Source organism: Curtobacterium sp. VKM Ac-1376 (assembly GCF_015351025.1).
Classification (GTDB): Bacteria; Actinomycetota; Actinomycetes; order Actinomycetales; family Microbacteriaceae; genus Curtobacterium.
The window spans coordinates 53,685-79,449 of record NZ_JADKRV010000006.1; the positions used below are offsets into that span (position 1 = coordinate 53,685).

Sequence of the window (25,765 nt, forward strand, 5' to 3'; positions counted from 1 at the left end):
AGGCCCCATGCACGACGACATCCCCCTCACCACCGGACGCGCCCGACGGGTGCTCGACGAGCGGATCACCCCCGCGGTGCACGCCACCACGACAGCCCTCGAGGCCGCCTGGCACGAGCTGCCGGGGGAACCGATACCGCCGACGGATGGACTGGCGCTCACGTTCACGCCGTACGAGGTCGGCACCCCGTGGGGCGCGGCCTGGGGCACGACGTGGTTCCGGCTGACCGGGACGGTACCGACCGCGTGGGCCGGCCGCCGGGTCGAGGCGGTCGTCGACCTCGGCTTCGACAAGAACATGCCCGGGTTCCAGTGCGAGGGACTCGTCTACCTGGCCGACGGCACCCCCGTGAAGTCGATCAACCCGCGCAACCAGTGGGTCCTGGTCACCGAACGGGCCGAGGGCGGCGAGACCGTCGAACTGTTCGTCGAGGCCGCGTCGAACCCCGTCCTGCTCGACTACCACCCCTTCCTGCCGACACAGGAGGGCGACGTGCAGACCTCGTCCTCGAAGCGCCTGTACGCCACCCGACGGATGGAGCTCGCCGTCTTCGAGTCCGAGGTGCACGAACTCGCCCTCGACGTCGACGTCCTGCTCGAACTGCAGGCCGAGCTGCCCGCCGGACCCCGGCGCATGCGGATCCTGCAGGCCCTCGACGACGCCCTCGATGCGCTCGACCTGCAGCACATCCCGGAGACCGCCGGAGACGCCCGTGCGGCGCTCGCCGAGGTGCTCGCCGCTCCCGCCGAGGCCTCGGCGCACACGATCTCCGCCGTCGGGCACGCCCACATCGACTCCGCCTGGCTCTGGCCCGTGCGCGAGACCATCCGCAAGGTCGTCCGCACCACGTCGACCATGACCGAGCTCATCGACCAGACCGATGACTTCCTGTACGGCATGTCGAGCGCGCAGCAGTACGCGTGGATCAAGGAGCACCGCCCCGAGGTCTACACCCGGGTCAAGGCCGCGGTCGAGGCCGGCCGGTTCCTGCCGATCGGCGGCATGTGGGTCGAGTCCGACACCGTGATGCCGACCGGCGAGAGCATCGTCCGGCAGTTCTCGCAGGGCCAGCGGTTCTTCGAGCGCGAGTTCGGCATCCGGCCCAAGGGCGTCTGGCTGCCGGACAGCTTCGGGTACTCGCCGGCGCTGCCGCAGCTCATGCGCCGCGCGGGCTTCGAGTGGTTCTTCACGCAGAAGATCTCGTGGAACCAGGTCAACAAGTTCCCGCACCACACGTTCCTGTGGGAGGGCATCGACGGGTCGCGGGTGTTCTCGCACTTCCCGTCGATGGACACCTACAACTCGCGGCTGTCCGGCAGCGAGGTCGCGAAGGCCTCCCGCCAGTTCCGCGAGAACCGGCTGGCCACCGGGTCGATCGCCCCGGTCGGCTGGGGAGACGGTGGCGGTGGCACGACCCGCGAGATGACCGGCACCGCCGCACGTCTGGCGGACCTCGAGGGCAGCGCGAAGGTCCGCTGGGAGCACCCGGACACGTTCTTCGACCGCGCGAAGTCCGAGCTGACCGATCCGCCCGTGTGGGTGGGGGAGCTCTACCTCGAGCTGCACCGGGCCACGCTCACGTCGCAGCACGGCACGAAGCAGGGCAACCGCCGGTGCGAGCAGCTGCTCATCGAGGCCGAGCTCTGGGCCGCGACCGCCGCAGCCCGCACCGACTTCGCCTACCCGTACGACGAACTCGACGCCCTGTGGCAGCAGGTCCTGCTGCAGCAGTTCCACGACATCCTGCCGGGCACCTCGATCGCCTGGGTGCACCGCGAAGCGGTCGAGCGCTACGCCGAGACGGCCGCGGCGCTCACCGCGATCATCGACCAGGCGCTCTCGGCGCTCGCCGGCACCGGGGACGCGGCCGTCGTCGTGAACCCGGCCCCGTTCCTCCAGGCCGGTGCACCCGCGCAGGGCGCGGTCCTGGCGGCCGACCTGGCGGCGCCGACCGCCGTGTCCCTGTCCGAGCAGGGCGGCGGGTACGTGCTGGCGAACGACCTGGTGCGGGTCGTCGTCGACGCGCAGGGGCTCGTGACGAGCGCCGTCGACCTGGCGAGCGGGCGCGAGGCGATCGCGGCAGGCGAGGCGGCGAACCTGCTGCAGCTGCACCAGGACTTCCCGAACATGTGGGACGCGTGGGACGTCGACCGGTACTACCGCAACCGCGTCGAGGACCTCGTGTCGACCACCGGGCTGACCGCCTCGGTCGACGAGTCCGGGGTCGCACGGGTCGTCGTGTCCCGGGCGTTCGGTGACTCGACGGTGACGCAGGAGGTCGTCCTGGCGCCGGGGTCCCGCACCCTGGAATTCGACCAGGTGACCGACTGGCACGAGACCGAGAAGTTCCTCAAGGTGGCGTTCCCGCTCGACGTCCGCGCCGAGCACACCATCGCCGAGGCGCAGTTCGGCGCGCAGAAGCGGGTGACGCACACGAACACGTCGTGGGAGGCCGCGAAGTTCGAGACCTCGATGCACCGCTACGTGCTGGTGTCCGAGCCGGGCTTCGGTGTCGCGCTCGTCAACGACTCGATCCACGGCTTCGACACCACGCGTGACGCCGTCGACGGGCACGTCACCACCACCGTGCGGCTGTCGCTGCTGCGGGCACCGCGGTTCCCGGACCCCGAGACCGACCAGGGCGTGCAGACGCACCGGTACGGCATCGTCATCGGGACCGACCAGCTCGGTGCCACGTCGGCCGGTGTGCGGATGAACGCGGGCGCGCGGACCATCACCGGAGCGCACGGCTTCGACCCGCTGGTGCAGGTCTCCGGCGACGTCGTGCTGTCGAGCGTCAAGCTCGCCGACGACCGGTCGGGTGACCTGGTCGTGCGCGTCTACGAGCCGTCCGGGCAGCGGGGGACCGGTGGAATCGCGGTCTCGGCCGACGAGACCTTCGACGCTGCCGTCGAGGTGACCCTGCTCGAAGAACCGCTCGGTGACGCGTCGTCCGACGCCGATGCGTCCTCGTTCACCGTCGACGCCTACGAGGTCCGCACCTTCCGGTTCCCGCGCAACTGATCCACCCGTCCATCCAAGGAGGAACATCATGAAGCAGTCCACGAAGTTCAGCATCGCGACCGCACTGGTAGCCATGCTCGCGGCACCACTGGTGCCCGCCGCAGCATCCGCGGCGCCCTCCTCGTCCGGATCCAGCCACGGGCACGGTGCGTCCCACGGCGGTGGGCACGGTCACGGTCACGGGCACCACGCTGCGCCCACCAAGTCCGGGCCGACGAGCATCGCCTACGTCGAGGTGAACAACGACGAGCTCGCCAACGTCGGCCGGTACACACTGGCCAACGGCGCGAACGCGTTCGACGTGGCCATCATCTTCGCCGCGAACATCAACTACGAGGACGGCAAGGCGGTCCTCCACAACAACGAGAACGTGCAGCGGACCCTCGACGAGGCCGCCACGCAGATCCGACCGCTGCAGGCCAAGGGCATCAAGGTGTCGCTCTCGATCCTCGGCAACCACCAGGGCGCCGGGATCGCGAACTTCCCGACGAAGGCCGCGGCACGGGACTTCGCGGCGCAGGTCTCGGCGACGGTCAAGAAGTACGGACTCGACGGGGTCGACCTGGACGACGAGTACTCCGATTACGGCGTGAACGGCACCCCGCAGCCGAACCAGCAGTCCATCGGCTGGCTCATCAGTGCCCTCCGTGCCGACATGCCGGGCAAGATCATCTCGTTCTACGACATCGGCCCGGCGTCCGATGCCCTGAAGACCGCGAGCCCGACGATCGGCAAGCAGCTCGACTACGCCTGGAACCCGTACTACGGCACCTACACGGCGCCGACGATCCCGGGCCTGCCGAAGTCGAAGCTGTCCGCCGCCGCGATCGACATCCAGAACACCCCGCAGGCCACCGCGGTGTCGCTCGCACAGCGCACGAAGGCCGACGGGTACGGCGTCTTCATGACGTACAACCTGCCCGGAGGCGACGAGTCCGCATACGTCTCCTCCTTCACCAAGGTGCTGTACGGACAGGCCGCGTCGTACCGCTGACGCTCGCGTCCTGACTGCGGCTCGCGCCCCGTGCTCCCCGGCTCCGGCCTGGAGGCGCGGGGCGCGTCCGTCGTGCTGGTCCCGCTGGGCGGGCTCCCGCGGCCTGGTGTGCGGGGCTCGTGGGCTCGTGGCTCGGCGTGGTGCGAGGGCGCTTGCGCTTGACGCTTCGTGTGGTGCGAGGTTGCGCACTCGGTGCGAGCGCGACGCGGTCGCACCGAGTACGGAATCTCGCACGGAGTTCGGCGCACCTCGCACCGTGCGAGGTGCGCGGCCGTACGATCGCCGCATGGAGCTCGAGTTCCGCGGCCAGGTCATCGCGGACCTCGCGCCGGTGCTCACCTACGGGTGGGGCGTCATCCCGGCGCGCGTGACGATCGGCTCGGTGACGTGGACGACGTCGCTGTTCCCGAAGGACGGCGGGTACCTCGTGCCGCTGAGTACGGCGGAGCGGAAGCGTGCCCGGGTCGAACTCGGCGACACCCCGCAGATCACCCTCGAGTTCGCCGACCCCTGAAGCGCTTGCGCCGAGGACTTCGGTGGAGGGGATGACGGGAATCGAACCCGCGTAGCCAGTTTGGAAGACTGGGGCTCTACCATTGAGCTACATCCCCGCGCCTGCGCACCAGGCGCAGCCCGACCATCGTAGCGGACGAACGAGCACCGACATGCCGACGCGCGTCATCCCCAAGCCCGACGCCGGTGCCGAGCGCACGATCCGCCGGTCGCGGGTGGTCTCGTACGTGCTGGTGGTCCTCGCCGCCGCGGTCCTGTCTCTGCGCCCCGACCTGTTCGGGGACCCGCAGTCGCAGCCCGTGCACGCCCTGCTGCACGTCTGGCGGATCGTCGTCGGGCTGCTGCTCGCGGTCGCCGCACTCGGGGTCCAGGTCGTGGTCGGCGTGCGCTGGCGACGCGGCCTGCGACGCGCTGCCGACGACGACTGAACAACGTCCGGGAACAGCGCGGCGTCGGACCGCTAGACTCACCGGGGTCGCATGCGCCCTGCGCGTGCGCGGCCGATCCCTGGCACACACCAACGGGGCGTAGCTCAGCTTGGTAGAGCGCCCGCTTTGGGAGCGGGAGGTCGCAGGTTCAAATCCTGTCGCCCCGACCAGGTCCTTCGAGCACCACCGACCACACGAACGTCAACCAACAGGAGAACATCCCTTGGCCACCAGCACCGTCGACAAGGTGAGCGACACCCGCGTCAAGCTCACCGTGAACGTGACGCCGGACGATCTCAAGCCGAGCATCGACCACGCCTACAAGCACATCGCCGAGCAGATCAACATCCCCGGCTTCCGCAAGGGCAAGGTCCCGCCGGCGATCGTCGACCAGCGCGTCGGCCGCGGCGAGGTCCTGAACCACGCCGTCGGTGACGCCATCGACAACTTCTACCGCCAGGCGGTCGAAGAGCAGGAGCTGCGCATCCTCGGCCGCGCCGAGGCCGACGTCGCCGAGCTGCCGAACGTCGCCGACTTCACCGGCGACCTCGTCCTCACCTTCGAGGTCGACGTCCGCCCCGAGTTCGACCTGCCGGACTACTCCTCGTACGAGCTCACCGTCGACGCCGTCGAAGTGTCGGACGACGAGATCGACGAGGAGCTGCAGAACCTCCGTACGCGCTTCGGCACGCTCGTGACGGTCGACCGTCCGGCGAAGACCGGCGACTTCGCGCAGATCGACCTCACGGCCAGCATCGGCGACGACGAGGTCGACTCGGCCACCGGCGTCTCCTACGAGATCGGCTCCGGCGACCTGCTCGAGGGCGTCGACGAGGCGCTCGAGTCCCTCACCGCCGGTGAGTCGACGACCTTCGAGTCGAAGCTCGTCGGTGGCGACCGCGAGGGCGAGACCGCCCAGATCGCCGTCACCGTCACCGCCGTCAAGGAGCGCGAGCTCCCCGAGGCCGACGACGAGTTCGCCCAGATCGCCAGCCAGTTCGACACCATCGACGAGCTCAAGGCGGACCTGAAGGAGCAGATCGCGAAGTCCAAGACCTTCGGTCAGGGCGCCGCGGCTCGCGACAAGCTCGTCGAGAAGCTCACCGAGGACGTCAACATCCCGATCTCGGAGCAGCTCATCGCGGACGAGGTGCACCGTCACCTCGAGCAGGAGAACCGTCTCGAGGACGAGGAGCACCGCAAGGAGGTCTCCGAGTCCAGCGAGCAGGCCTTCCGCTCGCAGATCCTCCTCGACGCGATCGCCGAGAAGGAGGAGATCCAGGTCTCGCAAGAGGAGCTGACCCAGTACCTCATCCAGGCCGCCGCGCAGTACGGCATGGAGCCGGCCGAGTTCATCAAGGTCATCGACCAGAACGGCCAGATCCCCGGCATGGTCGGCGAGGTCGCCCGCTCGAAGGCGGTCGCGACCGTTCTGTCCAAGGTGACCGTCAAGGACACCAACGGCGACGCCGTCGACCTGTCCGCCTTCACGGCGGGCGTCGCGCAGGAGCCGGCAGGGGACGCCGAGTAACGATCTCGACGCCACCAGCATGAAGGACGGGAGGCACGGTGCCAGCTGGCACCGTGCCTCCCGTTCGTCCGTATCCGCCCCTGATGCATTGCTGTCGGCGAACAGACGAGAACTGGTGCGTTGCACCCGATAAGTTCGACAACAAGCGACAACTGAACGGGAGCTTTTCCATGGCCGAAGCAACACTGAACCCCAGTGTTTTTGACCGCCTTCTGAGAGACCGGATCGTGTGGCTCGGCTCCGAGGTCCGCGACGACAACTCGAACGAGATCGCAGCCAAGCTGCTGCTGCTCGCCGCCGAGGACCCTGAGAAGGACATCTACCTCTACATCAACTCGCCCGGTGGTTCGATCACCGCCGGCATGGCGATCTACGACACGATGCAGTTCGTGCCGAACGACATCGTCACCGTGGGCATCGGCCTGGCCGCGTCGATGGGACAGTTCCTGCTGTCCTCCGGCACGCCGGGCAAGCGCTACATCACGCCGAACGCCCGCGTCCTGCTCCACCAGCCGTCCGGTGGGTTCGGTGGCACCGCCGCCGACATCCAGACGCAGGCGAAGGTCATCCTCGACATGAAGCAGCGCATGGCGGAGCTCACGGCCGAGCAGACCGGCAAGTCGATCGAGCAGGTCCTCAAGGACAACGACCGCGACAACTGGTTCAGCGCCCAGGAGGCCCTCGAGTACGGCTTCGTCGACCACCTCCGCGCCTCGAGCGCCGAGGTCATCGGCGGCGGCGGCACCGTCGGCGACGGGGAGACCCCCACCAGCGCGGCCGAGCCCGACGCCCAGTCCTGATCCCCACCGAAGAAAAGGAAACGAGAATGCATCTCCCAATGCTCGGTGGCGCGCAGAACGTCCCGGCTCCGTCCGATCGGTACATCCTGCCGAGCTTCGAAGAGCGCACGGCCTACGGCTACAAGCGCCAGGACCCGTACGCGAAGCTCTTCGAGGACCGCATCGTGTTCCTCGGCGTGCAGGTCGACGACGCGTCGGCTGACGACGTCATGGCCCAGCTGCTCGTGCTCGAGTCCATGGACCCCGACCGCGACATCGTCATGTACATCAACTCGCCCGGTGGCTCGTTCACCGCGATGACGGCGATCTACGACACGATGCAGTACATCCGCCCGCAGATCCAGACGGTCTGCCTCGGCCAGGCGGCCTCGGCCGCGTCGGTGCTCCTGGCCGGTGGCACCCCGGGCAAGCGCCTGGCGCTGCCCAACGCCCGTGTGCTCATCCACCAGCCCGCTGTCCAGCAGGGTGGCGGCCAGGCGTCCGACATCGAGATCCAGGCGGCGGAGATCCTCCGCATGCGCACCTGGCTCGAGGAGACGCTGTCGAAGCACTCCAACAAGACGCCGGCGGAGATCAACCACGACATCGAGCGCGACAAGATCATGTCCGCGCAGGAAGCCGTGGAGTACGGCCTGATCGACCAGGTCCTCACCAGCCGCAAGAACCTGCCGGCGCTCGTCAAGTAGCACCAAGCAGGTACGACGAAGGCCCCGCACCGATCGGTGCGGGGCCTTCGTCGTGCGGTGGTGGCTAGTCGTCCGTGTCGTCGGACTCCGGGGTCGGCCTGCGGCGCAGGAGCAGCAGGACCGCGACGACCGCGGCGACGAGCACGACGCCGCCCGCGCCGATCCAGAGCGCGTCGGAGGCAGCCGAGTCGCTCGAGCCCGCGGCCGTGCCGGTGGTGGTGTCGGAGTCACCGCCGTCGTCATCCGCGGTGGCGCAGGTCGGGGGCTTCGACGCTCCGGTCGCGGCGGTGAAGCCGGACGGGGCCTTCCACGTGAACGGGTACTCGTCGGAGACGGTGTGCCCGTCGGCGGAGACGATCTGCCACTCGACCGTGTAGCCGCCGGAGTCGCCGAGTGCGGCGGTCGTGGTCATCGACGGCCCCTCGATGTCGACGCAGCCGTCCTCGTAGTACTTGCCATCGGGGCCGACGATCCGGAACGCGAAGCCCGAACCGGAGCCGCCGATGTCGAGCAGCTTGTCGTTCGTCGTGATGTCGAAGGTCTTCGGCAGTGCGGTCAACGTGCCGCCGACCTCCGGGTCGGACGCGACCAGGTAGTTGTGCGCGCTGGCCGGGCCGGCGAGCCCGAGGACCGCACCACCGGCGATCGCGACGGCCACGGCGGTCCCGGCCACGAGCCTCCAGGCAGAGGGGCGCGGGCGGGACCGACGTGAGCCGCGCGGCGTCATTTGGCTGAGCTCCGACGACGCGTGCTGGCGACCGCGACGACCAGGGCGACGGCACCGAGCACCAGGCCGCCGAGGCCGAGGAAACGGCCGACCAGGTCGGGGTCGGCGGGGGCGGTCGCGGCGGCGGCCTCGGCCGTCGGGGTGGCGGCGATCGGGTCGCCGTCGTCGTCCGTGGCCGCGGCCGCGGTCAGGGTGATCGAGGGTGCCGGGTGCTCGGGCTCGGCCTCGCCGGCGACCTGCTCCTGGTTCCACTTGACGCTGCCCGTCTCGCAGGTCTGGATCGCGGGGAACTCGACCAGGTCACCGGACTTGCCGTCCGGAAGCGAGAACGAGAGCGCGAAGGTGTCGCGCTCGTCGGCGGGCAGCGGGGTCTTCGCGGTGTACGTGACGCTGGTGACGCGCTCGGCGGCCGTCTCGGCGTGGTCCTCGTCCGATGCCGAGGCCGACGGGTCGGTGTAGGGCTCGGTCGCCTTCGTGATCGTCCAGTTCGGGTTCACGGTGGGCGTGACCTCGATGACGGACTCCGGCACCTGGAACTCGATCTTCGTCGTGGGGGAGCCGTCGCAGCCGTGCGGGACCGAGAAGGTCGCCGTGGTGTACGAGCTCGCGGCGGTCGAGGTGGCCGTCGCGGACACGTGCGCACTGGCTGACGTGGCGCTGCCGAGGACGATGACGGCTGCGACACCGAGAGTGACGGCGCCGCCGGCGGCGAGACGCTTCTGCATGGGGTTCCTTCCGGGGTGGTTCTACAAGTTGTAGAGAAGTCCCGCTCACCGTAGCAGGCTCGCACGCCCTGGGCGAACGCGCGGGCGGATACCGGAGGGGCATCGCGGTCGGTGTCACCGGTTGCGGTTAGGCTCGTGTCCACGACGGGGTGCCCACCAGCAGCGGTGCACCAGCGGTGGTGCGACAGCGCGGCCGGCATGTCCAATCAGGGAGGCACGGGAATGGCACGCATCGGAGAGAGCGGCGATCTCCTCAAGTGCTCGTTCTGCGGCAAGAGCCAGAAGCAGGTCCAGCAGCTGATCGCCGGACCGGGCGTCTACATCTGCGACGAGTGCGTCGAGCTCTGCAACGAGATCATCGAGGAACGTCTGGCCGAGGCCGGCGAGGACACCTCGAGCGGTGACTTCGAACTGCCGAAGCCGCGCGAGATCTTCGACTTCCTGCAGGAGTACGTCATCGGGCAGGATCCGGCGAAACGCGCCCTCGCCGTGGCCGTCTACAACCACTACAAGCGCATCCGGGCGCAGGGGCAGATCACCGCCGCTGAAGACCGCGACGACATCGAGATCGCAAAGTCGAACATCCTGCTGATCGGCCCGACGGGCTGTGGCAAGACCTACCTGGCGCAGACGCTGGCCAAGCGGCTCAACGTGCCCTTCGCCGTCGCGGACGCCACCGCCCTGACCGAGGCCGGCTACGTCGGCGAGGACGTCGAGAACATCCTCCTCAAGCTCATCCAGGCGGCCGACTACGACGTGAAGCGTGCCGAGACCGGCATCATCTACATCGACGAGGTCGACAAGATCGCCCGCAAGGCCGAGAACCCGTCGATCACCCGCGACGTCTCGGGCGAAGGCGTGCAGCAGGCCCTGCTCAAGATCCTCGAGGGCACGGTCGCCTCGGTCCCGCCGCAGGGCGGCCGGAAGCACCCGCACCAGGAGTTCATCCAGATCGACACGACGAACGTGCTGTTCATCGTGGCCGGGGCGTTCGCCGGGCTCGAGGACATCGTGTCCTCCCGCGTCGGCAAGCGCGGCATCGGCTTCGGGGCTCCGCTGCACAGCGCTTCCGACCACCAGGACCTGTACTCCGAGGTCCTGCCGGAAGACCTGCACAAGTTCGGTCTGATCCCCGAGTTCATCGGTCGTCTGCCCGTCGTGACCACGGTGTCGCAGCTCGACCAGTCCGCGCTCATGCAGATCCTGACGGAGCCGAAGAACGCCCTGGTCAAGCAGTACCAGCGGATGTTCCAGATCGACGGTGTCGAGCTCGAGTTCGACCAGGGTGCACTCGAGGCCATCGCGGACCTCGCGGTGCTGCGCCAGACCGGTGCACGTGGCCTCCGGGCGATCCTCGAAGAAGTGCTCGGCCCGGTGATGTTCGACGTGCCGTCCGACGACGACGTGGCCCGCGTGGTGATCACCCGCGAGTCCGTGCTCGAGAACGCGGCGCCGACGATCGTGCCGCGGCCCCGGGCCAAGCGCGTCGAGAAGTCGGCGTAGCGCTCCGGAACCACCGAACGGACACGGCACCACGGAATTCCGTGGTGCTGTGTCCGTTTCGTGGAGCGGGGCCGACGCGCGCCGACGCCTACTCGAGTCCGCGGCGCCGCAGCAGCGGGCCGACCTCGGCATCGCGGCCGCGGAAGTCCCGGTACGCCTCGAGCGGGTCCTTTGCCCCACCGACGCCGAGCAGCCGTTCGGCGAACCGCCTGCCCGCCGACCGGTCCAGCCCGCCGTTCTCGCGGAACCACTCCACCGTGTCGGCGTCGAGCACCTCGGACCAGATGTAGCCGTAGTAGCCGGCGTCGTACCCGCCCGAGAACGTGTGCGCGAAGTACGTCGACGAGTACCGCGGCGGCACGGCCTCGACGGCGATGCCGGCCGACTCCAACGCCGAGCGCTCGAAGTCCTCGACGGACGTCACGGCGGCGGCCTCAGCAGAGGACAGGCGGTGCCACGCCTGGTCGAGCAGAGCCGCGGCGAGGTACTCGGTGGTCGAGAAGCCCTCGTTGAAGCCCGCCGAGTCGCTCAGGCCCAACACCAGCTCGGGCGGCAGTGGCGAGCCGGTCTCGTGGTGCTTGGCGTAGTTGGCGAGCACGGACGGCCACGACATCCACATCTCGTTCACCTGGCTCGGGAACTCGACGAAGTCGCGCTCCACGTTGGTGCCGGAGAACCGCGGGTAGGTGGTCCGGGCGATGAGGCCGTGCAGGGCGTGGCCGAACTCGTGGAAGAGCGTCTCGACCTCGTCCTGGATGAGCAGTGTGGGGGAGCCCGCCGCCGGCTTCGCGACGTTGAGGTTGTTCACGACGACCGGCAGGGTGCCGAGCAGTTCGGACTGCTCGACGACAGGGTTCATCCACGCACCGCCGCGCTTGCCGTCGCGCGTGTACAGGTCGAGCAGGTACAGCCCGACGGGCTCGCCGTCCTCGTCGGTGACCTCGAAGACCCGGACCTCGTCGTTGTAGCCGTGCAGGTCGGGTCGCTCCGTGAAGGTCAGGCCGTACAGGGCACCGGCGGCGTGGAAGACGCCGTCGTGCAGCACACGGTCGGCTTCGAAGTACGGGCGGAGCGCCGAACTGTCCGCGGCGAACTGCTCGCCCCGGAGGATCTCGGTGGCGTACGCCCAGTCCCACGACTCGACGTCGAATCCGACCGTGCGCGACCTGACGGCCCGCTCGTCGTCGGCGTTCCGGGCGGCGGCACCGACGAGCGAGGACAGCAGCCCGTCGACGGCCTCCGGGGTCTTCGCGGTCTCGTCGGCCGTGACGACGGCGGCGTGGTTCGGGAACCCGAGCAGCTCCGCTCGCTCGGCTCGGAGTCGCACGATGCGGAGCAGGACCGCACGGTTGTCGTACTGGTTGCCGCGTCGGCCGCGGGCGAGCGAGGCACGCATGACCCGCTCGCGCAGGTCGCGGTTCGCGAGCGACGACAGCCACGGGTGTCCGGTGTAGAGCGGCAGCGTGATGAGCCAACCGTCGAGCCCGCGGTCGGCGCCGGCACCGGCGGCGGCGGACTTCGCGCCCTCGTCGAGGCCCTCGAGCTCGGCCTCGTCCGTGATGTGCACGGCGGAGTCGTTCGTGTCCTCGAGCAGGTTGCGCTCGAACGTCGTGGTGAGCGTGGACAGTTCCTGGTTGATCGCGGTGAGGCGTTCCTTGCCCGCGTCGTCGAGGGCCGCGCCCGCCAGGGTCATCTCGGCGTGGGTCCGCTCGACCAGTCGCAGCGCCTCACCGGTCAGCCCGGCGGCCTCGGCACCGTCGAGCACCGACTGCACGCGGGCGTACAGGCGGGAGTCGAGCGTGATCGCGTCGCGGTGGGCGGCGAGGAGCGGCGAGACCTCGGCCTCGAGGTCGTGCAGCTCGGGCGTGGAGTCCGCAGAGGACAGCGTGAAGAACACGTGGCTGACGCGGGTCAGCAGCTGCCCGGATCGCTCGAGGGCGACGAGGGTGTTCTCGACCGTCGGGGCGTCCGGGTCGGTGGCGATGGCCTCGACCTCGGCGCGCTGCTCGGCCATGCCGGCTTCGAACGCCGGTCGGTAGTGCTCGAGTCGCACGTCGCCGAAGGGCGGCAGGGCGTAGGGGAGGGTGCTCGGGACGTCGAACGGGGTTGCCATCTGCCCACCCTATGCACGGGCGCGCGGGTGCGTTCCTTCCCATGACGCCCGGACTGGGAAGCGGATTCGGGTGTACCTGGTCGAAAGAACCGAGCCGGTACGCCCGGAACGACCAGGTACGCCCGGGATGACCCGGCAAGCGCCCCGCGCCCGGCGCGACCAACGGGCGGACGGGAGGCCCGTGGCGGCACCACCGCGGGCCTCCCGTCCGCACCGTGGCGCGTGTCAGCGGGTGGCGGCGTCGATCAGGGTCTCGGCGGCGCGACGCGCCTGGGCGGCCGGCGCCGTGGTGCCGGCGATGGCGGCCGTGGTCTGCGCGCCCTCCGCCAGGAGCGCCAGCTGCGCGGCGAGGTCCTCAGCCCGGTCCGGATCGGCGACGACCTCGGCGGTGAGACCCTGGATGAACCGCTGGAACGAGTTCTTGTGCTGCCGCGCGATCTCGGCGACCGCGGGCGAGGTGGCGCCGAGCTCGCCGAAGGCGTTGATGAAGCCGCACCCTCGGAACGTGTCGTCGGCGAACCAGGACTCCAGGAATTCGTACACGGCGAGCAGCTTGGCGAGCGGGGTCGCCGCAGCGTCGACCGCACCGTGCACACCCTGCTCCCAGATGTCGTGCCGGCCGGCCAGGACAGCGGCGATGAGCTGCTCCTTGCCGGGGAAGGCCGCGTACAGCTTCTTGAGCGACACCCCTGCGCCCGTGCGGATCTCGTCCATGCCGACCGCCTGGATGCCGCGCGCGTAGAACAGCTGGTCGGCGACCTCGACGATGTGCGCCCGGACGTCCGGCTCGATGGTGCTGGTGGCCATGTGTGTGTACCCCGTTCCCTGAGTGTTCACCGTTCTCGACTTGCGCCGGGAACGAGCGTTCTCTAGTGTAATCCACATCGACGGAGAACGCTCGTTCTCCGCGAGGCTCAGGGAAGGAACCACCATGGCTGCCATCACCGTCGGGACCGAGAACAGCGTCGACATCGAGCTCCACTACGAGGACAAGGGCCAGGGACAGCCGATCGTGCTGATCCACGGCTTCCCGCTCGACGGCAACTCGTGGGAGGGGCAGGTCCCGATGCTCCTCGAGTCGGGCTACCGCGTCATCACGTACGACCGTCGCGGCTTCGGCCAGTCCTCGCAGCCGTCCACCGGCTACGACTACGACACCTTCGCCGACGACCTCCACACGCTGCTCGAGACCCTCGACCTGCGCGACGTGATCCTCGTCGGCTTCTCGATGGGCACCGGCGAGATCGCCCGCTACATCGGCCGCCACGGTGAGGACCGGATCGCCAGGGTCGCGTTCCTCGCCTCGCTTGAGCCGTTCCTCGCGATCACGGACGACAACCCCGACGGCGCAGCACCGATGTCGTTCTTCGAAGGTGTCTCCGCGGACGTGAAGAAGGACCGCTACGCGTACTTCACGAACTTCTACCAGGACTTCTTCAACCTGTCGGAGAACCTCGGCACCCGCATCTCCGAGGAACAGGTCCGCAACGCCTGGAACATCGCCGCCGGCTCCGGCTCGATCGCGTCGGCGGCAGCACCGCTGACCTGGCCGACCGACTTCCGCCAGGACATCCCGAAGGTCACCGTCCCCGCCCTGATCGTGCACGGCACGGCCGACAACATCCTGCCCATCGACGCCACCGGCCGCCGCTTCACGAAGGCACTGCCCGCGGCGGAGTACGTCGAGATCGAGGGCGCCCCACACGGCCTGCTCACCACGCACACCGCCGAGGTGAACGAGGTTCTGGGCACCTGGCTCGCCGAGTCCTGATCCCTCGGCGACCACGCGGGCGCGCCCTTCTGAGGCCACCCGCATCGTGAGCAGAAATGGTCGGGTTCCCATGGGGACCCGACCATTTCTGCTCACCACGCGAGGCGCGAGGCGCGCGGCACGTGCCGAGGCGGCGCTAGTCCTCTTCGCCCGCGTCGTCCGGGTTCGTGACCTGCGCGTGTCCGGCATCGTCGAGGTGGATCGCGGTGCCGTCGTCGAGTTCGACGATCGGCTTGCCCTCGAGGAACGTCAGGGTCCAGCCCCAGGTCCCGGTGTCCACGGACTCCGCCGCGAGTTCGTCCTCGACCCCCCGCACGGCGACGACCATCGCCTCGGGCAGTCGCGCAGGCGGCTCCCCACCCACGTTCCAGCGTGTGCCCAACTGCATCCGTGCCTCCAGTCCGTCGTGCCGACCCCGTCGCGGACGTGACGTTACGCCTGCTGCTCCGCGAGCTCGATCTCGACGACCTCGAGCGCCTCGCCGTCTGTGAACGAGAGGTCCTCGATACGGCCGACGGCCGCCAGGTCGACCGCCGCGCGCTCGATGAGCGCCCGCGTCTCCACCGGTGCCGCGACCACGGCACGCGTGACGGGCGTCTTCTGGGATGCCTTCGCCTGCGTCTTCGCGCCACGGATCCCGATCAGCGCCTGTCCGACGGCCGCGAGCAGCCCGGTGGGGGCCGCATCGGTGGGCAGGTCGGCCGCGGTCGGCCAGGAGGCCCGGTGCACGCTGGTGTCGTGGGTCCAGGCCCACACCTCTTCCGTCGCGTACGGGAGGAACGGTGCGAGCAGTCGGAGCAGCACGTCGATCGCGCCGCGCAGCGCCAGGACGGCACTCGCCTGCGTCTCGTGCGTCGCGTCCGCCGCGGTGCCGTAGGCGCGCTCCTTCACGAGCTCGAGGTAGTCGTCGCAGAACGTCCAGAAGAAGCGCTCGGTGATCTCGAGGGCACGGGCGTGGTCGAAGCCGTCGAACGCCGCGGTGGCCTGCTCGACGACCGAACCGAGCTCGGCGAGCATGTCGACGTCGAGGGCCTCGGTGACGCTCGTGGCACCCTCGGGCAGCGGGAAGCCGTAGACGAACTTCGCCGCGTTGAGCACCTTGATCGCCAGACGACGGCCGACCTTGATCTGCTTCGGGTTCTGCGGGTCGAACGCCGCGTCGGTGCCGAGCTTCGACGAGGCCGCCCAGTAGCGGACCGCGTCGGCGCCGTGCTGCTCGAGGATCGACAGCGGCGTGACGACGTTGCCCTTCGACTTCGACATCTTCTTGCGGTCGGGGTCGACGATGAAGCCGGAGATGGAGGCGTGCTTCCACGGCACCACGTCGGCCTCGAGCTGGCTGCGGAGCACCGTCGTGAACAGCCACGTTCGGATGATGTCCTGCGCCTGCGGGCGGACGTCGTACGGGTACAACAGGTCGTACAGGGCCGGGTCGGTCTCCCACTTGCCCGCGAGCTGCGGGGTGAGCGACGAGGTCGCCCAGGTGTCCATGACGTCGAGCTCACCCTGGAACCCGCCGGGCACGCCGCGCTGGTCCTCGGTGAAGCCGGGCGCGGGCTCGGAGGCCGGATCGACGGGCAGCTGGGCCTCGGTCGGCACGATCGGCTGGTCGAACACCGGGTTGCCGTCGGCGTCGAGCGGGTACCAGACCGGCAGCGGCACGCCGAAGAAGCGCTGGCGCGAGATGAGCCAGTCGCCGGACAGGCCGCCGACCCAGTTGTCGTACCGGACGCGCATGAAGTCCGGGTGGAACGCGATCTCCTCGCCGCGCTGCCGGAGCGTGCTCTTCAGCTGCTCGTCGCGCGCGCCGTTGACGATGTACCACTGGCGGGTCGACACGATCTCGAGGGGCTTGTCGCCCTTCTCGAAGAACTTCACCGGGTGCTGGATGGTCGTGACGTCGCCGATCAGCTCGCCGGACTCGGTCAGCGCGTCGACGACGACCTTCTTGGCAGAGAACACCGTCTTGCCGGCCATCTCGGCGTAGAGCTCCTGGCCATTCGACGACTCGATCCAGGCGGGCTCGTCCGAGCGGACACGGCCGTCGAAGCCGATGATCGCGCGGTTCGGCAGCTGCAGCTCGCGCCACCAGACGACGTCGGTGGTGTCACCGAAGGTGCAGACCATCGCGATGCCGGCGCCCTTGTCCTTCTGCGCCAGGTGGTGCGCGAGCACCGGGACCTCGACGTCGAACAGGGGGGAGCGCACGGTGGAGCCGAAGAGGTCCTGGAACCGCTCGTCGTCCGGGTGCGCCACCAGGGCGACGCAGGCGGGAAGCAGCTCGGGGCGGGTGGTCTGGATCACGACGTCGTCGCCGCCGTCGGTGCGGTGGAAGGCGATGCCGTGGTACGCGCCGGGCATCTCCTTGTCCTCGAGCTCGGCCTGCGCGACCGCGGTGCGGAACGTGACGTCCCACAGGGTCGGGGCGTCGGCCTGGTAGGCCTCGCCGCGCTCGAGGTTGCGGAGGAAGGCGCGCTGCGCGCTCGCCCGCGAGGTGTCGTCGATGGTGCGGTACGACTGGGTCCAGTCGACCGACAGGCCGAGCGTGCGGAAGAGCTCCTCGAACTGCTGCTCGTCCTGCACGGTCAGCCGCTCGCACAGCTCGATGAAGTTGCGGCGCGACACCGGCAGCTGGTCGGCGGCCTTCGAGGACTTGCCGTCGCCGCCCTCGAACGGCGGCGTGAAGTCGGGGTCGTACGGAAGCGTCGGGTCGCAACGGACGCCGTAGTAGTTCTGCACGCGGCGCTCGGTGGGCAGACCGTTGTCGTCCCAGCCCATCGGGTAGAAGACGTGCTTGCCGCGCATGCGCTCGAACCGGGCCTTGAGGTCCGTGTGCGTGTACGAGAACACGTGACCGATGTGGAGCGAACCGGAGGCGGTGGGCGGCGGGGTGTCGATCGACCAGACGGCGTCGCGGTGACCGGCGGCGTCACGGTCGAAGCGGTACGTGCCGTCCTGTTCCCAGACGGGCCCCCAGACCTGCTCCAGTCCGTCGACGCTCGGCTTCTCGGGCATGGGTTTGGTCATGGGTGTGCCTTCCGTACGTGTGTGCGGCACCGAGTCCGTGATGAGGTGCCTGAGTGTTGCGCGCCTGACGCGCGGTGCCCCAATCGTAGCGGCCGTCCAAGGCGGTCCGGCGTAGCGTCCGAGCACCGACCAGCACACCGACCTCTCGGACACGCTGGCCGCCTGGTAGTCTGTCGGGGTTTGTCCGGCGAGCGCGAGGTTCGCAGGAGCTGCAAGGTCGCCGTCCGCCGGACGCCCGAAGGACGCACCGCACACCGGAGGAACGACTTGGCACCGAACAACGCACCCCACCCGCACGGCGATCGGCCGGTTCGCGCGAAGGGCGCCGCGAAGCGCGCTCGTCGCGACCTCACCGAGGACGACGTCACCGTCGTCGAGGAATCGCTGCTCAAGCGTGCCGTCGCGGCGGCCGCGCTCGGCAACGCCATGGAGTGGTTCGACTTCGGCATCTTCGCGTACCTGACCGTCACGATCTCGCAGGTGTTCCTGCCCCAGGGTGACCCGGCGGCGAACATCGTGGCGACGTTCGGCTTCTTCGCGGCGGCGTTCATCGTCCGACCCATCGGCGGCGCCGTCTTCGGCCCGATCGGCGACAGGATCGGCCGACAGAAGGTCCTCGCGCTGACGATGATCCTGATGGCCGCCGGCACGCTCATGATCGGCCTGATCCCGTCCTACGACTCGATCGGCTTCTGGGCGCCGGTCCTGCTGCTCGTCGCCCGCTTCGTGCAGGGCTTCTCGACCGGCGGGGAGTACGGCGGTGCCGCGACCTTCATCGCCGAGTACTCGCCGGACAAGCGCCGCGGGTTCATGGGCTCGTGGCTCGAGTTCGGCACGCTCGCCGGGTACGTGCTCGGCGCGTCGATCGTCACGGGCCTGCAGTTCGGGCTGTCCGAGGACGCCCTGCTCAGCTGGGGCTGGCGCATCCCGTTCATCATCGCCGGCCCGCTCGGCCTCATCGGTCTCTACCTCCGCCTGAAGCTCGAGGAGACCCCGGCCTTCCAGAAGCAGCAGGAGCAGGCCGCCGAGCGCGAGGGGCAGAAGACACCGTTCCTCAAGCTCTTCGCGGAGAACTGGCGCTCGCTCATCATCTGCATCGGCCTGGTCCTGGTCTTCAACGTGACGGACTACATGCTGCTGTCGTACATGCCGACCTACCTCGAGCAGAACCTCGGCCAGAGCGCCACGTTCGGGCTCATCCTGATCGTCGTCGTGATGCTGCTCATGATGGTCGTCATCACCTTCGGAGGCCGGCTGTCCGACCGGTTCGGTCGCCGACCGGTGCTCGCCGCCGGCTGCGTCGGCTTCATCCTGCTGTCCTGGCCGGCCCTCAAGCTCGTCCAGACGGGCACGGGCATCGGGGTGTTCGCCGGGCTCCTGATCCTCGGGGTCGTGCTCGTCACCTTCACCTCGACCATGCCGTCGACGCTGCCCGCGCTGTTCCCGACGATCATCCGCTACGGCGCCCTGGCGATCGCGTTCAACGTGTCGGTGTCGCTCTTCGGAGGGACGACCCCGCTCGCGACCGCCGCGCTCATCAACGCCGCGAAGGACGCCGGGTACGGCTGGGCCGAGGACATCCCCGCGTTCTACCTGATGCTGGCCGCCGTGATCGGTCTGGTCGCGGTGTACTTCACGAAGGAGACCGCCTCGTCCCCGCTGATGGGCTCCGGCCCGACGGTCGGCTCCGAGGACGAGATCGCCGGCGTCATCGAGGACTACAACGACCCGACGTCGGAGCTCGCGCAGTCCGACTGGGCCAAGGACTTCTCGACGAGCGAGATCCCGATCATCTCGGCCGACGCCGCCCGCAAGGAGCCCTCCGGCTCCTGACCACGGGGCCGCCCCGCGGCAACCCGGCCTGGAGGCCCGGCGCACGTTCCGTCTCGGAACGCGCGCCGGGCCTCCAGGCGGTTCCAGGGCCGTCTGTCACGTCACCCGCGCAGCGACAGTCCACGCGCACGGCGGCGCGTGGAGTGTCGCTCAGTCCGTGAGGTCGGCGGCCGCTCCGTCGGCGGCGGACCGCTGCGCGGGCCCGGCGGCCAGCCGCGCCACGGCGTGCAGCAGCCGCGCCGTCACCGGGTGGGCCGGGCGCGCGAAGACCTCGGCGGCGGGGCCGTGCTCGACGACCGCGCCCCGGTGCACCACGAGCACCTCGTCGGCCATCCGCCGGACCGCCCGGAGGTCGTGCGACACCAACACCATCGCCACGCCGGTCTCGTCGCGGAGCCGCTCGAGCAGCCGCAGCACCGCGTCCTGCACCGTGGCGTCGAGGGCGGTCACCGGCTCGTCGAGCACGACGACCTCGGGCCCGGTCGCCAGCGCGCGGGCGATCGCGAGCCGTTGCCGTTGCCCGCCGGAAAGGGTGCGGGGGGAGCGGGACCGGAGCGCTGGGTCGAGGTCGACCTGTCGCAGTGCCGAGTCGACCCGGTCGCCGAGCGCTCCGCGCGCCCGCCGTTCGTCGCCCCGCGAGAACGCGTCGGCGAGGACCCGCTCGACCGTCCACCGCTCGTCGAAGGTGGCACCGGGGTCCTGCACGACCGCCGCCACCCGGTGACGTCGAGGGCGGCGCTCGCGCTCGGGCAGCGGGACCCAGGGCTCGTCGTCGAGCGTGACCGTGCCGGCGTCGGGCGTCTCGAGCCCGAGGAGCATCCTGACCACCGTCGTCTTGCCCGATCCCGAGGCCCCGATCACTCCGAGCACCCGGCCGCGCTCGAGCCCGAACGACACATCGTCGACCGCGAGCACCCCGCCGTACTCCCGCGAGAGCCCCCGCGCCGCGAGCACGCCGCCCCTCGCACCGTGCGAGGTCGGCTGCGAACCGTGCGAGGTTCCGTCGTCCGTGCGAGCGTCGGAGCCTCGCACGGACGACGGAACCTCGCACCGAACCACAGCGGGCGCAGCCGCAGCCGAGCCGGCCGCCGCCGCATCCGCCGCACGCACCAGCGCCCGCGTCGCCGGGTGCACGGGCGCCGCGAAGACCTCGGCCACCGCCCCCTGCTCGACGATCCGCCCCTCGTGCACGACGGCGACCCGGTCGGCCCACCCCGCGACCAGCCCGAGGTCGTGCGTGATGACGAGCAGCCCGGCGCCTCGGGCCTGGGCCGCACGCAGCTGCTCCATCACGGTGACCGCGACCCCGGCGTCGAGCGCCGTCGTCGGCTCGTCGGCCACCAGGAGCGCGGGCGAGCCGACGGTGGCCGCGGCGATGAGGGCCCGCTGTCGCATCCCGCCCGACAACGTGCCGGCGAGCCGGCCGTCCGTCGTGATGTCCGGGTCGAGGCCCACCGCCTCGAGGGCATCGCGCACGGCGTCCACGCGCTCGGCCGCACCCATCTCGGTGTGCAGGCGGAGGGTGTCGGCGACCTCGCGGCCGACGGGACGCAGCGGGTCCAGCGCACCCAGGGCCTCCTGGCCGACGTAGCCGACCCGCGACCCGCGCACCCGGCGCCACCGTCGGTCGGACCAACCGCGGACGTCGAGTCCGTCGACGCCGAAGGTGTCGGCGTGCACGGCGGCGCCGGCCGCGGACAACCCGAGGACGGCGCGGGCGGTGACGGTCTTGCCGGAGCCGGAGGCACCGACCAGCGCGACGCACTCGCCGGCGTCGACGCGCAGGTCGACCCCGTGCACGATCCGCGTGCTGCCGATCGAGACGGTGAGTCCGCGGACGTCGAGGACGGCGCTCACCGGGCCGCTCCCGTCTGTCGGATCGCCCGGCCGAGCACCGTGACCGCCGTCGCGAGGACCACGATCGCGAGCCCCGGGAACGTGCTCATCCACGGCGCCGTCTGCAGGTAGGTGCGGCCGTCGGCCAGCATCGCGCCCCACTCCGGTGCCGGCGGTGGTGTGCCGACTCCGAGGTAGCTGAGCGCCGAGGCCCACACCACGGCCTGTCCGACCCCGAGCGTGGCGACGGCGACGACGGGCCACAGCGCGGTCGGCAGCACGTGGCGGGCGACGATCCGGGCTGGGGAGCGGCCGAGCAGCACCGCGGTCTCGACCACCTGGGAACCGCGCGCCGCCCGCACCAGCCCCCGGACGATACGGGCGTACCCGGGCGCGGTCGCGAACCCGACCGCGAGCACGGCCGGGACCGGGCCGGGGCCGGTCACGGCGATCACGACCAGGGCGACGAGCAGGAGCGGCAGGGCGAACGCGACCTCGGTGGCGCGCCCGATCACGGCGTCGAGCAGGCGACCGAGGCGACCGGCGCCAGCGCCCAGTCCCGCGACGACGCCGAGCAGGACCCCCGCTCCGCCGCCGATCAGGGTGGCGGCGACGCCGACGACGAGCGACGCGCGGGTGCCCGCGACCACCCGTGCCAGGACGTCGCGGCCGGACTCGTCGGTGCCGAACGGGTGGGCGCCGCTCGGGGCCTGCAGCGCATCGGCCGGGTGCACCGCGAGCGGGTCGCCCCCGCCGAGCAGGCCGGGCCAGGCCGCCGCCACCACGGCCACCAGGACGACCGCCCCCGCAGCGATGCCGCCGACGCCGAGCGTCCCCCCACGGACGCGCTCGGTGTCGACGGCGCTCTGGCGCCCGGATGATCCGGTCTGGAGGCCCGGGTCGGCGATCCCGCTCACCGCGCGCCCGCCCGTCGGCCGGGTCCACGGCCGTGCGCACGGCCTCGCCCGCGCCGGCCAGTCGCGGCACGCGGGTCGACGGCACGCTCGACGAGGTCGGCCACGGCGAGCACCACGACGTACGCCGCCGCGGAGACCAGGGCGATCCCGGCGACGAGCGGCATGTCCCGCTGGGTGACGGCGGTGACGAGGGCGCGGCCGATGCCGGGCAGCGCGAACACCGATTCGACGACGACGGCTCCGGAGACGAGCGAGCCGAAGGCCCAGGCGGACAGCGCGATCCCGGGCAGGGCGGCGTGCCGGAGCAGGTGCCGCCCGAAGAGCCCGAGCCGCGTCTCGCCCCGTCCCCGCGCGGCGAGCGCGAAAGCCGATCGCTGCGCATCGACGACACCGTCCCGCACGGTCTCGGCGAGGTACCCCGCCACCGGCACGGCCACGGTCAGCACCGGCAGGACCCACCCGCGAGCGGTGCCGTCGCTCACCGCGGGCACCCACCCGAGGGCGCTGGCGAACACGACGATGAGCACGCTGCCGAGCCAGAAGTGCGGCATGACGCTCGCGGTGACGCTGAGTGCGCTCGTCAAGCCCGCCGCGATCGGGCCCTGCTGGGTCGAGAACCAGGCCGCGACGACCGCCAGGACCCAGGCGACGGCGAGCCCCGTGACCGCCAGGGTCAGGGTCACGGGCAGCTGCTGTCCGAGCAGCGTCGCGACCGGGGTGCGGAACGCGTACGAGTCCCCGAGCTGCCCGGTCGCCAGGCGTCCGAGGAACACCGCGTACTGCACCAGGACCGGACGGTCGAGGCCGTACTCGTGGCGGACCTGGGCAACGGCCTCGGCGGAGGCCTGCGAGCCGGGGCCGCCGAGGATCGCGAGCGCGGGGTCACCCGGGATGAGCCCGATCGCGACGAAGACGATCGTCGCGACGGCCCAGAGCACACCGATGCCACCGAGGACGCGCCGCACCGCCCAGAGCGTCCAGCGCCCTGCGGCCGAGCCACGAGTCGTCCGCAGGCGGTCCACCGGGCGCGGGCCGGGCCTCCTGTCCGATCTGTCCGTCACCGCGTCAGCGGTCGATCCAGGCGGTGCCGAACCACGGCGTCGACACGGGGGTCGTCTCGATGCCGTGCACGGCCGAGCGCACCAGGAAGTGGTTCTGCTGGTCGTAGAGCGGCAGGACGGTGTCGCTCGCCAGGATCGCCTTCTGGGCCCGCTCGTACAGGTCGGCGCGCTCGTCGGCGTCCGACGTGCGGGCGGCCTGCTCGAGCAGCTCGTCGAGCGCGGGGTCGTCGAGCTGGGCGAGGTTGGCGAAGTAGCCGGACGGAGCCGGTTCGATGCTCGCACTGTCGTACAGGATGCGCAGGACGTCGGGGCCGACCTTCGTGTACGGGGCGCTGACCACGTCGTACTCGTTCGCAGCGAGGGCCGCGTACCAGCTGGACAGGTCGAGCTCGTCGAGCACCACCTTGAACCCGACGGCCTTCTCGGACGCCTGGATCTGCTGGAACAGGCTCCGCTCCGCAGGCACCGACTGGTTCGTCGAGACCGGGAACGTCACGGTGAGCTGCTGGCCGTCCTTCTCGCGGATGCCGTCCGACCCGACCTTCCACCCGGCGTCGTCGAGGAGCTGCTCCGCCTCGGCGGGGGAGTACTCGAACCGGCTCTTCTCCGAGTACGCCAGCGGCTCGGCGCTGGAGAGCACCGAGGAGGAGCGCTTCGCGGTGCCGAGGAACAGCGACTGCAGGCCGGGGTCGATCTCGGCGCCGGCGATGAAGGCCCGGCGCACGGCATCGTCGCGGAAGACGCCGTGCCCGGAGTTCAGCTCGAGGCGGTTCGAGGCGCCCGGGCGCGGGGCGTCGAGGTCACGGACGGCGCCCTTCGCCGAGGCGGCCTTGAGCTGATCCGGCTGGGCGTTGTCGATCACGTCGACCTGACCGGCCTGCAGTGCGGCGTAGCGCGAGGTCGAGTCGGGCAGGAACCGCCAGGTGATGCCCGACAGGCGCGGTGTCGTGTCCGAGCCGCCGAGCGGGGTGTAGTCGGCGTTCTTCGTCAGGGTGACGCGGTCGCCGTGCTTCCAGCCGGTGACCTCGAACGGGCCGGTGCCGACGGGGGACTCGCAGTTCGTGGCCTGCTTGCGCTCGAGCGCCTTCGGGGACTCCATGCCGACCCACGGCTGCGAGAAGGACTCGAGCAGGGCGCTGTCCGGACGGCTCAGGGTCAGGGTCACGGTGTGCTCGGCGGTGGCGGTGGCCTTCGTGATCGACTGCAGCGCCAGGTAGCCGGTGCTCGACGCGGTGGCCGGGTCCTGCACGTGCTCGATGTTCGCGACGACCGCAGCGGCGTCGAACGGGGTGCCGTCGGTGAAGGTGACGTCGTCGCGCAGGGTGAACGTCAGGGTCTTGCCGTCGTCGCTCGTCGTCCACTTCGTCGCGAGTTCCGGTGTGGGCTCGCCGTCCTCGAGCCCGACGAGCTCCTCGATGTACTGCGTCGCCAGGAGTGCCTGCGGGTAGTTGCCGCCGACGTGCGGGTCGAGGCAGGTCGGCTCGGCGTCACCGGAGGCGTAGGTGAGCGTGCCGCCCGCGACGGGGCTGCTGTTCCCCGTGCTCGAGTCGCCCCCGGCGCCGCTGCACGCTGCGAGGGTGAGGGCGATCACGGTGGCGCTGGCGACGGCGGCGACGGTTTTCTGTACTGAGTCCAAGATCATGGCTGGACGAGTCTAGCGGTTTACTGGGGGCCATGGACGAACCGATCCGCCGCGGTGGCCGCCCCCGACGTTCGAGCGCTCAGGTGCTCGCGGACGCGGCCGCCGAACTGTTCCTCGAGCAGGGGTACGGACGCACCACGATCGACCAGATCGCCGCCCGCGCCGGGGTCAGCCGCGGGACGTTCTTCAACTACTTCCCGGCGAAGGCCGACGTGATGTGGCTCGAGCTCGACGCCGCCGTGGCCGGGCTGCCGGGGTACCTGGCGGCCTCCACCGAACCGAGCGTCGTCCGGGCCGTCGAGCAGGCGCTCCTCGCCGCCGCCCGCGCGCACGATCCCGAGCGGGTGCCGTGGGCGGTCGCGCAGGCCGAGGTGATGGACATCGGCTCGGAGCTCGTCGCGGGGGTCGCTGTGCGGGTGACGGCGCAGCACGAGGCCGTCGCCGCCTTCGTCGCCGGGCGCACGGGGGAGCAGCCGCACTCGCTCTGGCCGCAGACGGTGTCCGGCGCGATGCTCGGGGCCGCCGCCGCCGCGTTCGGCGTGTGGGTCACCGACGGGGTCGGCCGCCGATCGCTCGTCGAGTACGTCGCGGCGGCGCTCACCCCGGTGGTCGCGGGCCTCGACGCCCGCTGAC

The 25,765-nt window shown here is 70.7% G+C and carries 21 protein-coding genes and 2 tRNA genes; 12 read left to right on the top strand and 11 right to left on the bottom strand.

From position 1 onward, the window contains the following. The first annotated feature begins 7 nt into the window (after positions 1 to 7). The 3 genes from ITJ56_RS09315 to ITJ56_RS09325 all read left to right on the top strand — a co-directional run bounded on the left by ITJ56_RS09315 (position 8) and on the right by ITJ56_RS09325 (position 4,533). Positions 8 to 3,025, top strand: a complete 3,018-nt coding sequence (locus ITJ56_RS09315; protein WP_194630021.1) for an alpha-mannosidase — start codon at positions 8 to 10, stop codon at positions 3,023 to 3,025. A gap of 28 nt (positions 3,026 to 3,053) precedes the next feature. Continuing rightward, complete coding sequence (locus ITJ56_RS09320) at positions 3,054 to 4,019, top strand: endo-beta-N-acetylglucosaminidase H (RefSeq protein WP_194630023.1); 966 nt, start codon at positions 3,054 to 3,056, stop codon at positions 4,017 to 4,019. Positions 4,020 to 4,305: 286 nt separating this feature from the next. Beyond that, positions 4,306 to 4,533, top strand: coding sequence for a DUF1905 domain-containing protein (locus ITJ56_RS09325; RefSeq protein ID WP_194630025.1), 228 nt, complete (start codon positions 4,306 to 4,308; stop codon positions 4,531 to 4,533). Between the two features lie 23 nt (positions 4,534 to 4,556). On the opposite strand, the gene ITJ56_RS09330 is transcribed toward ITJ56_RS09325, so the two are convergent. After that, a tRNA-Gly gene (locus ITJ56_RS09330) sits at positions 4,557 to 4,630 on the bottom strand. Positions 4,631 to 4,684: 54 nt separating this feature from the next. Here ITJ56_RS09330 and ITJ56_RS09335 point away from each other — a divergent pair. From ITJ56_RS09335 to ITJ56_RS09355, 5 genes are all read left to right on the top strand, one after another. After that, positions 4,685 to 4,960: a hypothetical protein gene (locus ITJ56_RS09335; protein WP_194630026.1), complete on the top strand. Its 276-nt coding sequence runs from the start codon at positions 4,685 to 4,687 to the stop codon at positions 4,958 to 4,960. A gap of 93 nt (positions 4,961 to 5,053) precedes the next feature. Beyond that, positions 5,054 to 5,130 (top strand) — tRNA-Pro (locus tag ITJ56_RS09340). Between the two features lie 53 nt (positions 5,131 to 5,183). Beyond that, on the top strand, positions 5,184 to 6,491 hold the full coding sequence (gene tig / locus ITJ56_RS09345) for a trigger factor (protein ID WP_194630028.1): 1,308 nt from the start codon (positions 5,184 to 5,186) through the stop codon (positions 6,489 to 6,491). Positions 6,492 to 6,661: 170 nt separating this feature from the next. Further along, positions 6,662 to 7,291, top strand: a complete 630-nt coding sequence (locus ITJ56_RS09350) for an ATP-dependent Clp protease proteolytic subunit (RefSeq protein ID WP_194630030.1) — start codon at positions 6,662 to 6,664, stop codon at positions 7,289 to 7,291. Positions 7,292 to 7,317: 26 nt separating this feature from the next. Beyond that, on the top strand, positions 7,318 to 7,977 hold the full coding sequence (locus tag ITJ56_RS09355; RefSeq protein WP_111075987.1) for an ATP-dependent Clp protease proteolytic subunit: 660 nt from the start codon (positions 7,318 to 7,320) through the stop codon (positions 7,975 to 7,977). 64 nt (positions 7,978 to 8,041) lie between these two features. On the opposite strand, the gene ITJ56_RS09360 is transcribed toward ITJ56_RS09355, so the two are convergent. Next, positions 8,042 to 8,650, bottom strand: a complete 609-nt coding sequence (locus tag ITJ56_RS09360; protein WP_194630032.1) for a copper resistance CopC family protein — start codon at positions 8,648 to 8,650, stop codon at positions 8,042 to 8,044. A 50-nt stretch (positions 8,651 to 8,700) separates the two neighbouring features. Beyond that, a complete protein-coding gene (locus ITJ56_RS09365) occupies positions 8,701 to 9,429 on the bottom strand; it encodes a YcnI family protein (RefSeq protein WP_194630034.1) in 729 nt (242 codons plus the stop codon). A gap of 222 nt (positions 9,430 to 9,651) precedes the next feature. Here ITJ56_RS09365 and clpX point away from each other — a divergent pair, with 222 nt between their 5' ends. Further along, positions 9,652 to 10,932 carry an ATP-dependent Clp protease ATP-binding subunit ClpX gene (clpX, locus tag ITJ56_RS09370; protein ID WP_194630036.1) on the top strand — a complete coding sequence of 427 codons (1,281 nt, stop codon included), beginning with the start codon at positions 9,652 to 9,654 and terminating at the stop codon, positions 10,930 to 10,932. An 88-nt stretch (positions 10,933 to 11,020) separates the two neighbouring features. Here the strand turns inward: clpX and ITJ56_RS09375 are convergent, their stop codons facing one another. Next, positions 11,021 to 13,045 carry a M3 family metallopeptidase gene (locus tag ITJ56_RS09375; RefSeq protein ID WP_194630038.1) on the bottom strand — a complete coding sequence of 675 codons (2,025 nt, stop codon included), beginning with the start codon at positions 13,043 to 13,045 and terminating at the stop codon, positions 11,021 to 11,023. A gap of 225 nt (positions 13,046 to 13,270) precedes the next feature. Beyond that, positions 13,271 to 13,852, bottom strand: a complete 582-nt coding sequence (locus ITJ56_RS09380; RefSeq protein ID WP_194630039.1) for a TetR/AcrR family transcriptional regulator — start codon at positions 13,850 to 13,852, stop codon at positions 13,271 to 13,273. A gap of 124 nt (positions 13,853 to 13,976) precedes the next feature. Here ITJ56_RS09380 and ITJ56_RS09385 point away from each other — a divergent pair, with 124 nt between their 5' ends. Next, positions 13,977 to 14,816: an alpha/beta fold hydrolase gene (locus tag ITJ56_RS09385; protein WP_194630041.1), complete on the top strand. Its 840-nt coding sequence runs from the start codon at positions 13,977 to 13,979 to the stop codon at positions 14,814 to 14,816. Between the two features lie 136 nt (positions 14,817 to 14,952). On the opposite strand, the gene ITJ56_RS09390 is transcribed toward ITJ56_RS09385, so the two are convergent. Both ITJ56_RS09390 and valS read right to left on the bottom strand, forming a co-directional pair. Beyond that, positions 14,953 to 15,204: a hypothetical protein gene (locus tag ITJ56_RS09390; protein ID WP_194630043.1), complete on the bottom strand. Its 252-nt coding sequence runs from the start codon at positions 15,202 to 15,204 to the stop codon at positions 14,953 to 14,955. 44 nt (positions 15,205 to 15,248) lie between these two features. Continuing rightward, positions 15,249 to 17,843 carry a valine--tRNA ligase gene (gene valS, locus ITJ56_RS09395; RefSeq protein ID WP_228517433.1) on the bottom strand — a complete coding sequence of 865 codons (2,595 nt, stop codon included), beginning with the start codon at positions 17,841 to 17,843 and terminating at the stop codon, positions 15,249 to 15,251. A gap of 267 nt (positions 17,844 to 18,110) precedes the next feature. Between valS and proP the strand changes: the two genes are divergently transcribed. Further along, positions 18,111 to 19,676 (top strand): glycine betaine/L-proline transporter ProP, encoded by a 1,566-nt coding sequence (proP, locus tag ITJ56_RS09400; RefSeq protein ID WP_194630045.1) that lies wholly within the window; start codon positions 18,111 to 18,113, stop codon positions 19,674 to 19,676. A 150-nt stretch (positions 19,677 to 19,826) separates the two neighbouring features. Here the strand turns inward: proP and ITJ56_RS09405 are convergent, their stop codons facing one another. The 4 genes from ITJ56_RS09405 to ITJ56_RS09420 all read right to left on the bottom strand — a co-directional run bounded on the left by ITJ56_RS09405 (position 19,827) and on the right by ITJ56_RS09420 (position 25,132). Then, the gene (locus tag ITJ56_RS09405) at positions 19,827 to 21,533 is read right to left on the bottom strand and encodes an ABC transporter ATP-binding protein (protein WP_194630047.1); all 1,707 of its coding nucleotides are present in this window, start codon (positions 21,531 to 21,533) and stop codon (positions 19,827 to 19,829) included. Continuing rightward, positions 21,530 to 22,429: an ABC transporter permease gene (locus ITJ56_RS09410; protein ID WP_194630049.1), complete on the bottom strand. Its 900-nt coding sequence runs from the start codon at positions 22,427 to 22,429 to the stop codon at positions 21,530 to 21,532. Before ITJ56_RS09410 ends, ITJ56_RS09405 begins: the two co-directional genes overlap by 4 nt. Continuing rightward, positions 22,426 to 23,394 carry an ABC transporter permease gene (locus ITJ56_RS09415; RefSeq protein WP_194630051.1) on the bottom strand — a complete coding sequence of 323 codons (969 nt, stop codon included), beginning with the start codon at positions 23,392 to 23,394 and terminating at the stop codon, positions 22,426 to 22,428. Before ITJ56_RS09415 ends, ITJ56_RS09410 begins: the two co-directional genes overlap by 4 nt. 100 nt (positions 23,395 to 23,494) lie before the next feature. Continuing rightward, on the bottom strand, positions 23,495 to 25,132 hold the full coding sequence (locus ITJ56_RS09420) for an ABC transporter substrate-binding protein (protein WP_194630053.1): 1,638 nt from the start codon (positions 25,130 to 25,132) through the stop codon (positions 23,495 to 23,497). Positions 25,133 to 25,164: 32 nt separating this feature from the next. Between ITJ56_RS09420 and ITJ56_RS09425 the strand changes: the two genes are divergently transcribed. Further along, positions 25,165 to 25,764, top strand: coding sequence for a TetR family transcriptional regulator (locus ITJ56_RS09425; RefSeq protein ID WP_194630055.1), 600 nt, complete (start codon positions 25,165 to 25,167; stop codon positions 25,762 to 25,764). Position 25,765: the final 1 nt, after the last annotated feature.

Excerpts from the sequence above, each read along its gene's own strand:
- ITJ56_RS09315 (WP_194630021.1), top strand. The coding sequence starts at position 8 with ATGCACGACGACATCCCCCTCACCACCGGACGCGCCCGACGGGTGCTC.
- ITJ56_RS09320 (WP_194630023.1), top strand. The coding sequence starts at position 3,054 with ATGAAGCAGTCCACGAAGTTCAGCATCGCGACCGCACTGGTAGCCATG.
- ITJ56_RS09325 (WP_194630025.1), top strand. The coding sequence starts at position 4,306 with ATGGAGCTCGAGTTCCGCGGCCAGGTCATCGCGGACCTCGCGCCGGTG.
- ITJ56_RS09335 (WP_194630026.1), top strand. The coding sequence starts at position 4,685 with ATGCCGACGCGCGTCATCCCCAAGCCCGACGCCGGTGCCGAGCGCACG.
- ITJ56_RS09350 (WP_194630030.1), top strand. The coding sequence starts at position 6,662 with ATGGCCGAAGCAACACTGAACCCCAGTGTTTTTGACCGCCTTCTGAGA.
- ITJ56_RS09355 (WP_111075987.1), top strand. The coding sequence starts at position 7,318 with ATGCATCTCCCAATGCTCGGTGGCGCGCAGAACGTCCCGGCTCCGTCC.
- ITJ56_RS09365 (WP_194630034.1), bottom strand. The coding sequence starts at position 9,429 with ATGCAGAAGCGTCTCGCCGCCGGCGGCGCCGTCACTCTCGGTGTCGCA.
- clpX (WP_194630036.1), top strand. The coding sequence starts at position 9,652 with ATGGCACGCATCGGAGAGAGCGGCGATCTCCTCAAGTGCTCGTTCTGC.
- ITJ56_RS09375 (WP_194630038.1), bottom strand. The coding sequence starts at position 13,045 with ATGGCAACCCCGTTCGACGTCCCGAGCACCCTCCCCTACGCCCTGCCG.
- ITJ56_RS09380 (WP_194630039.1), bottom strand. The coding sequence starts at position 13,852 with ATGGCCACCAGCACCATCGAGCCGGACGTCCGGGCGCACATCGTCGAG.
- ITJ56_RS09385 (WP_194630041.1), top strand. The coding sequence starts at position 13,977 with ATGGCTGCCATCACCGTCGGGACCGAGAACAGCGTCGACATCGAGCTC.
- ITJ56_RS09390 (WP_194630043.1), bottom strand. The coding sequence starts at position 15,204 with ATGCAGTTGGGCACACGCTGGAACGTGGGTGGGGAGCCGCCTGCGCGA.
- valS (WP_228517433.1), bottom strand. The coding sequence starts at position 17,843 with ATGACCAAACCCATGCCCGAGAAGCCGAGCGTCGACGGACTGGAGCAG.
- ITJ56_RS09420 (WP_194630053.1), bottom strand. The coding sequence starts at position 25,132 with ATGATCTTGGACTCAGTACAGAAAACCGTCGCCGCCGTCGCCAGCGCC.
- ITJ56_RS09425 (WP_194630055.1), top strand. The coding sequence starts at position 25,165 with ATGGACGAACCGATCCGCCGCGGTGGCCGCCCCCGACGTTCGAGCGCT.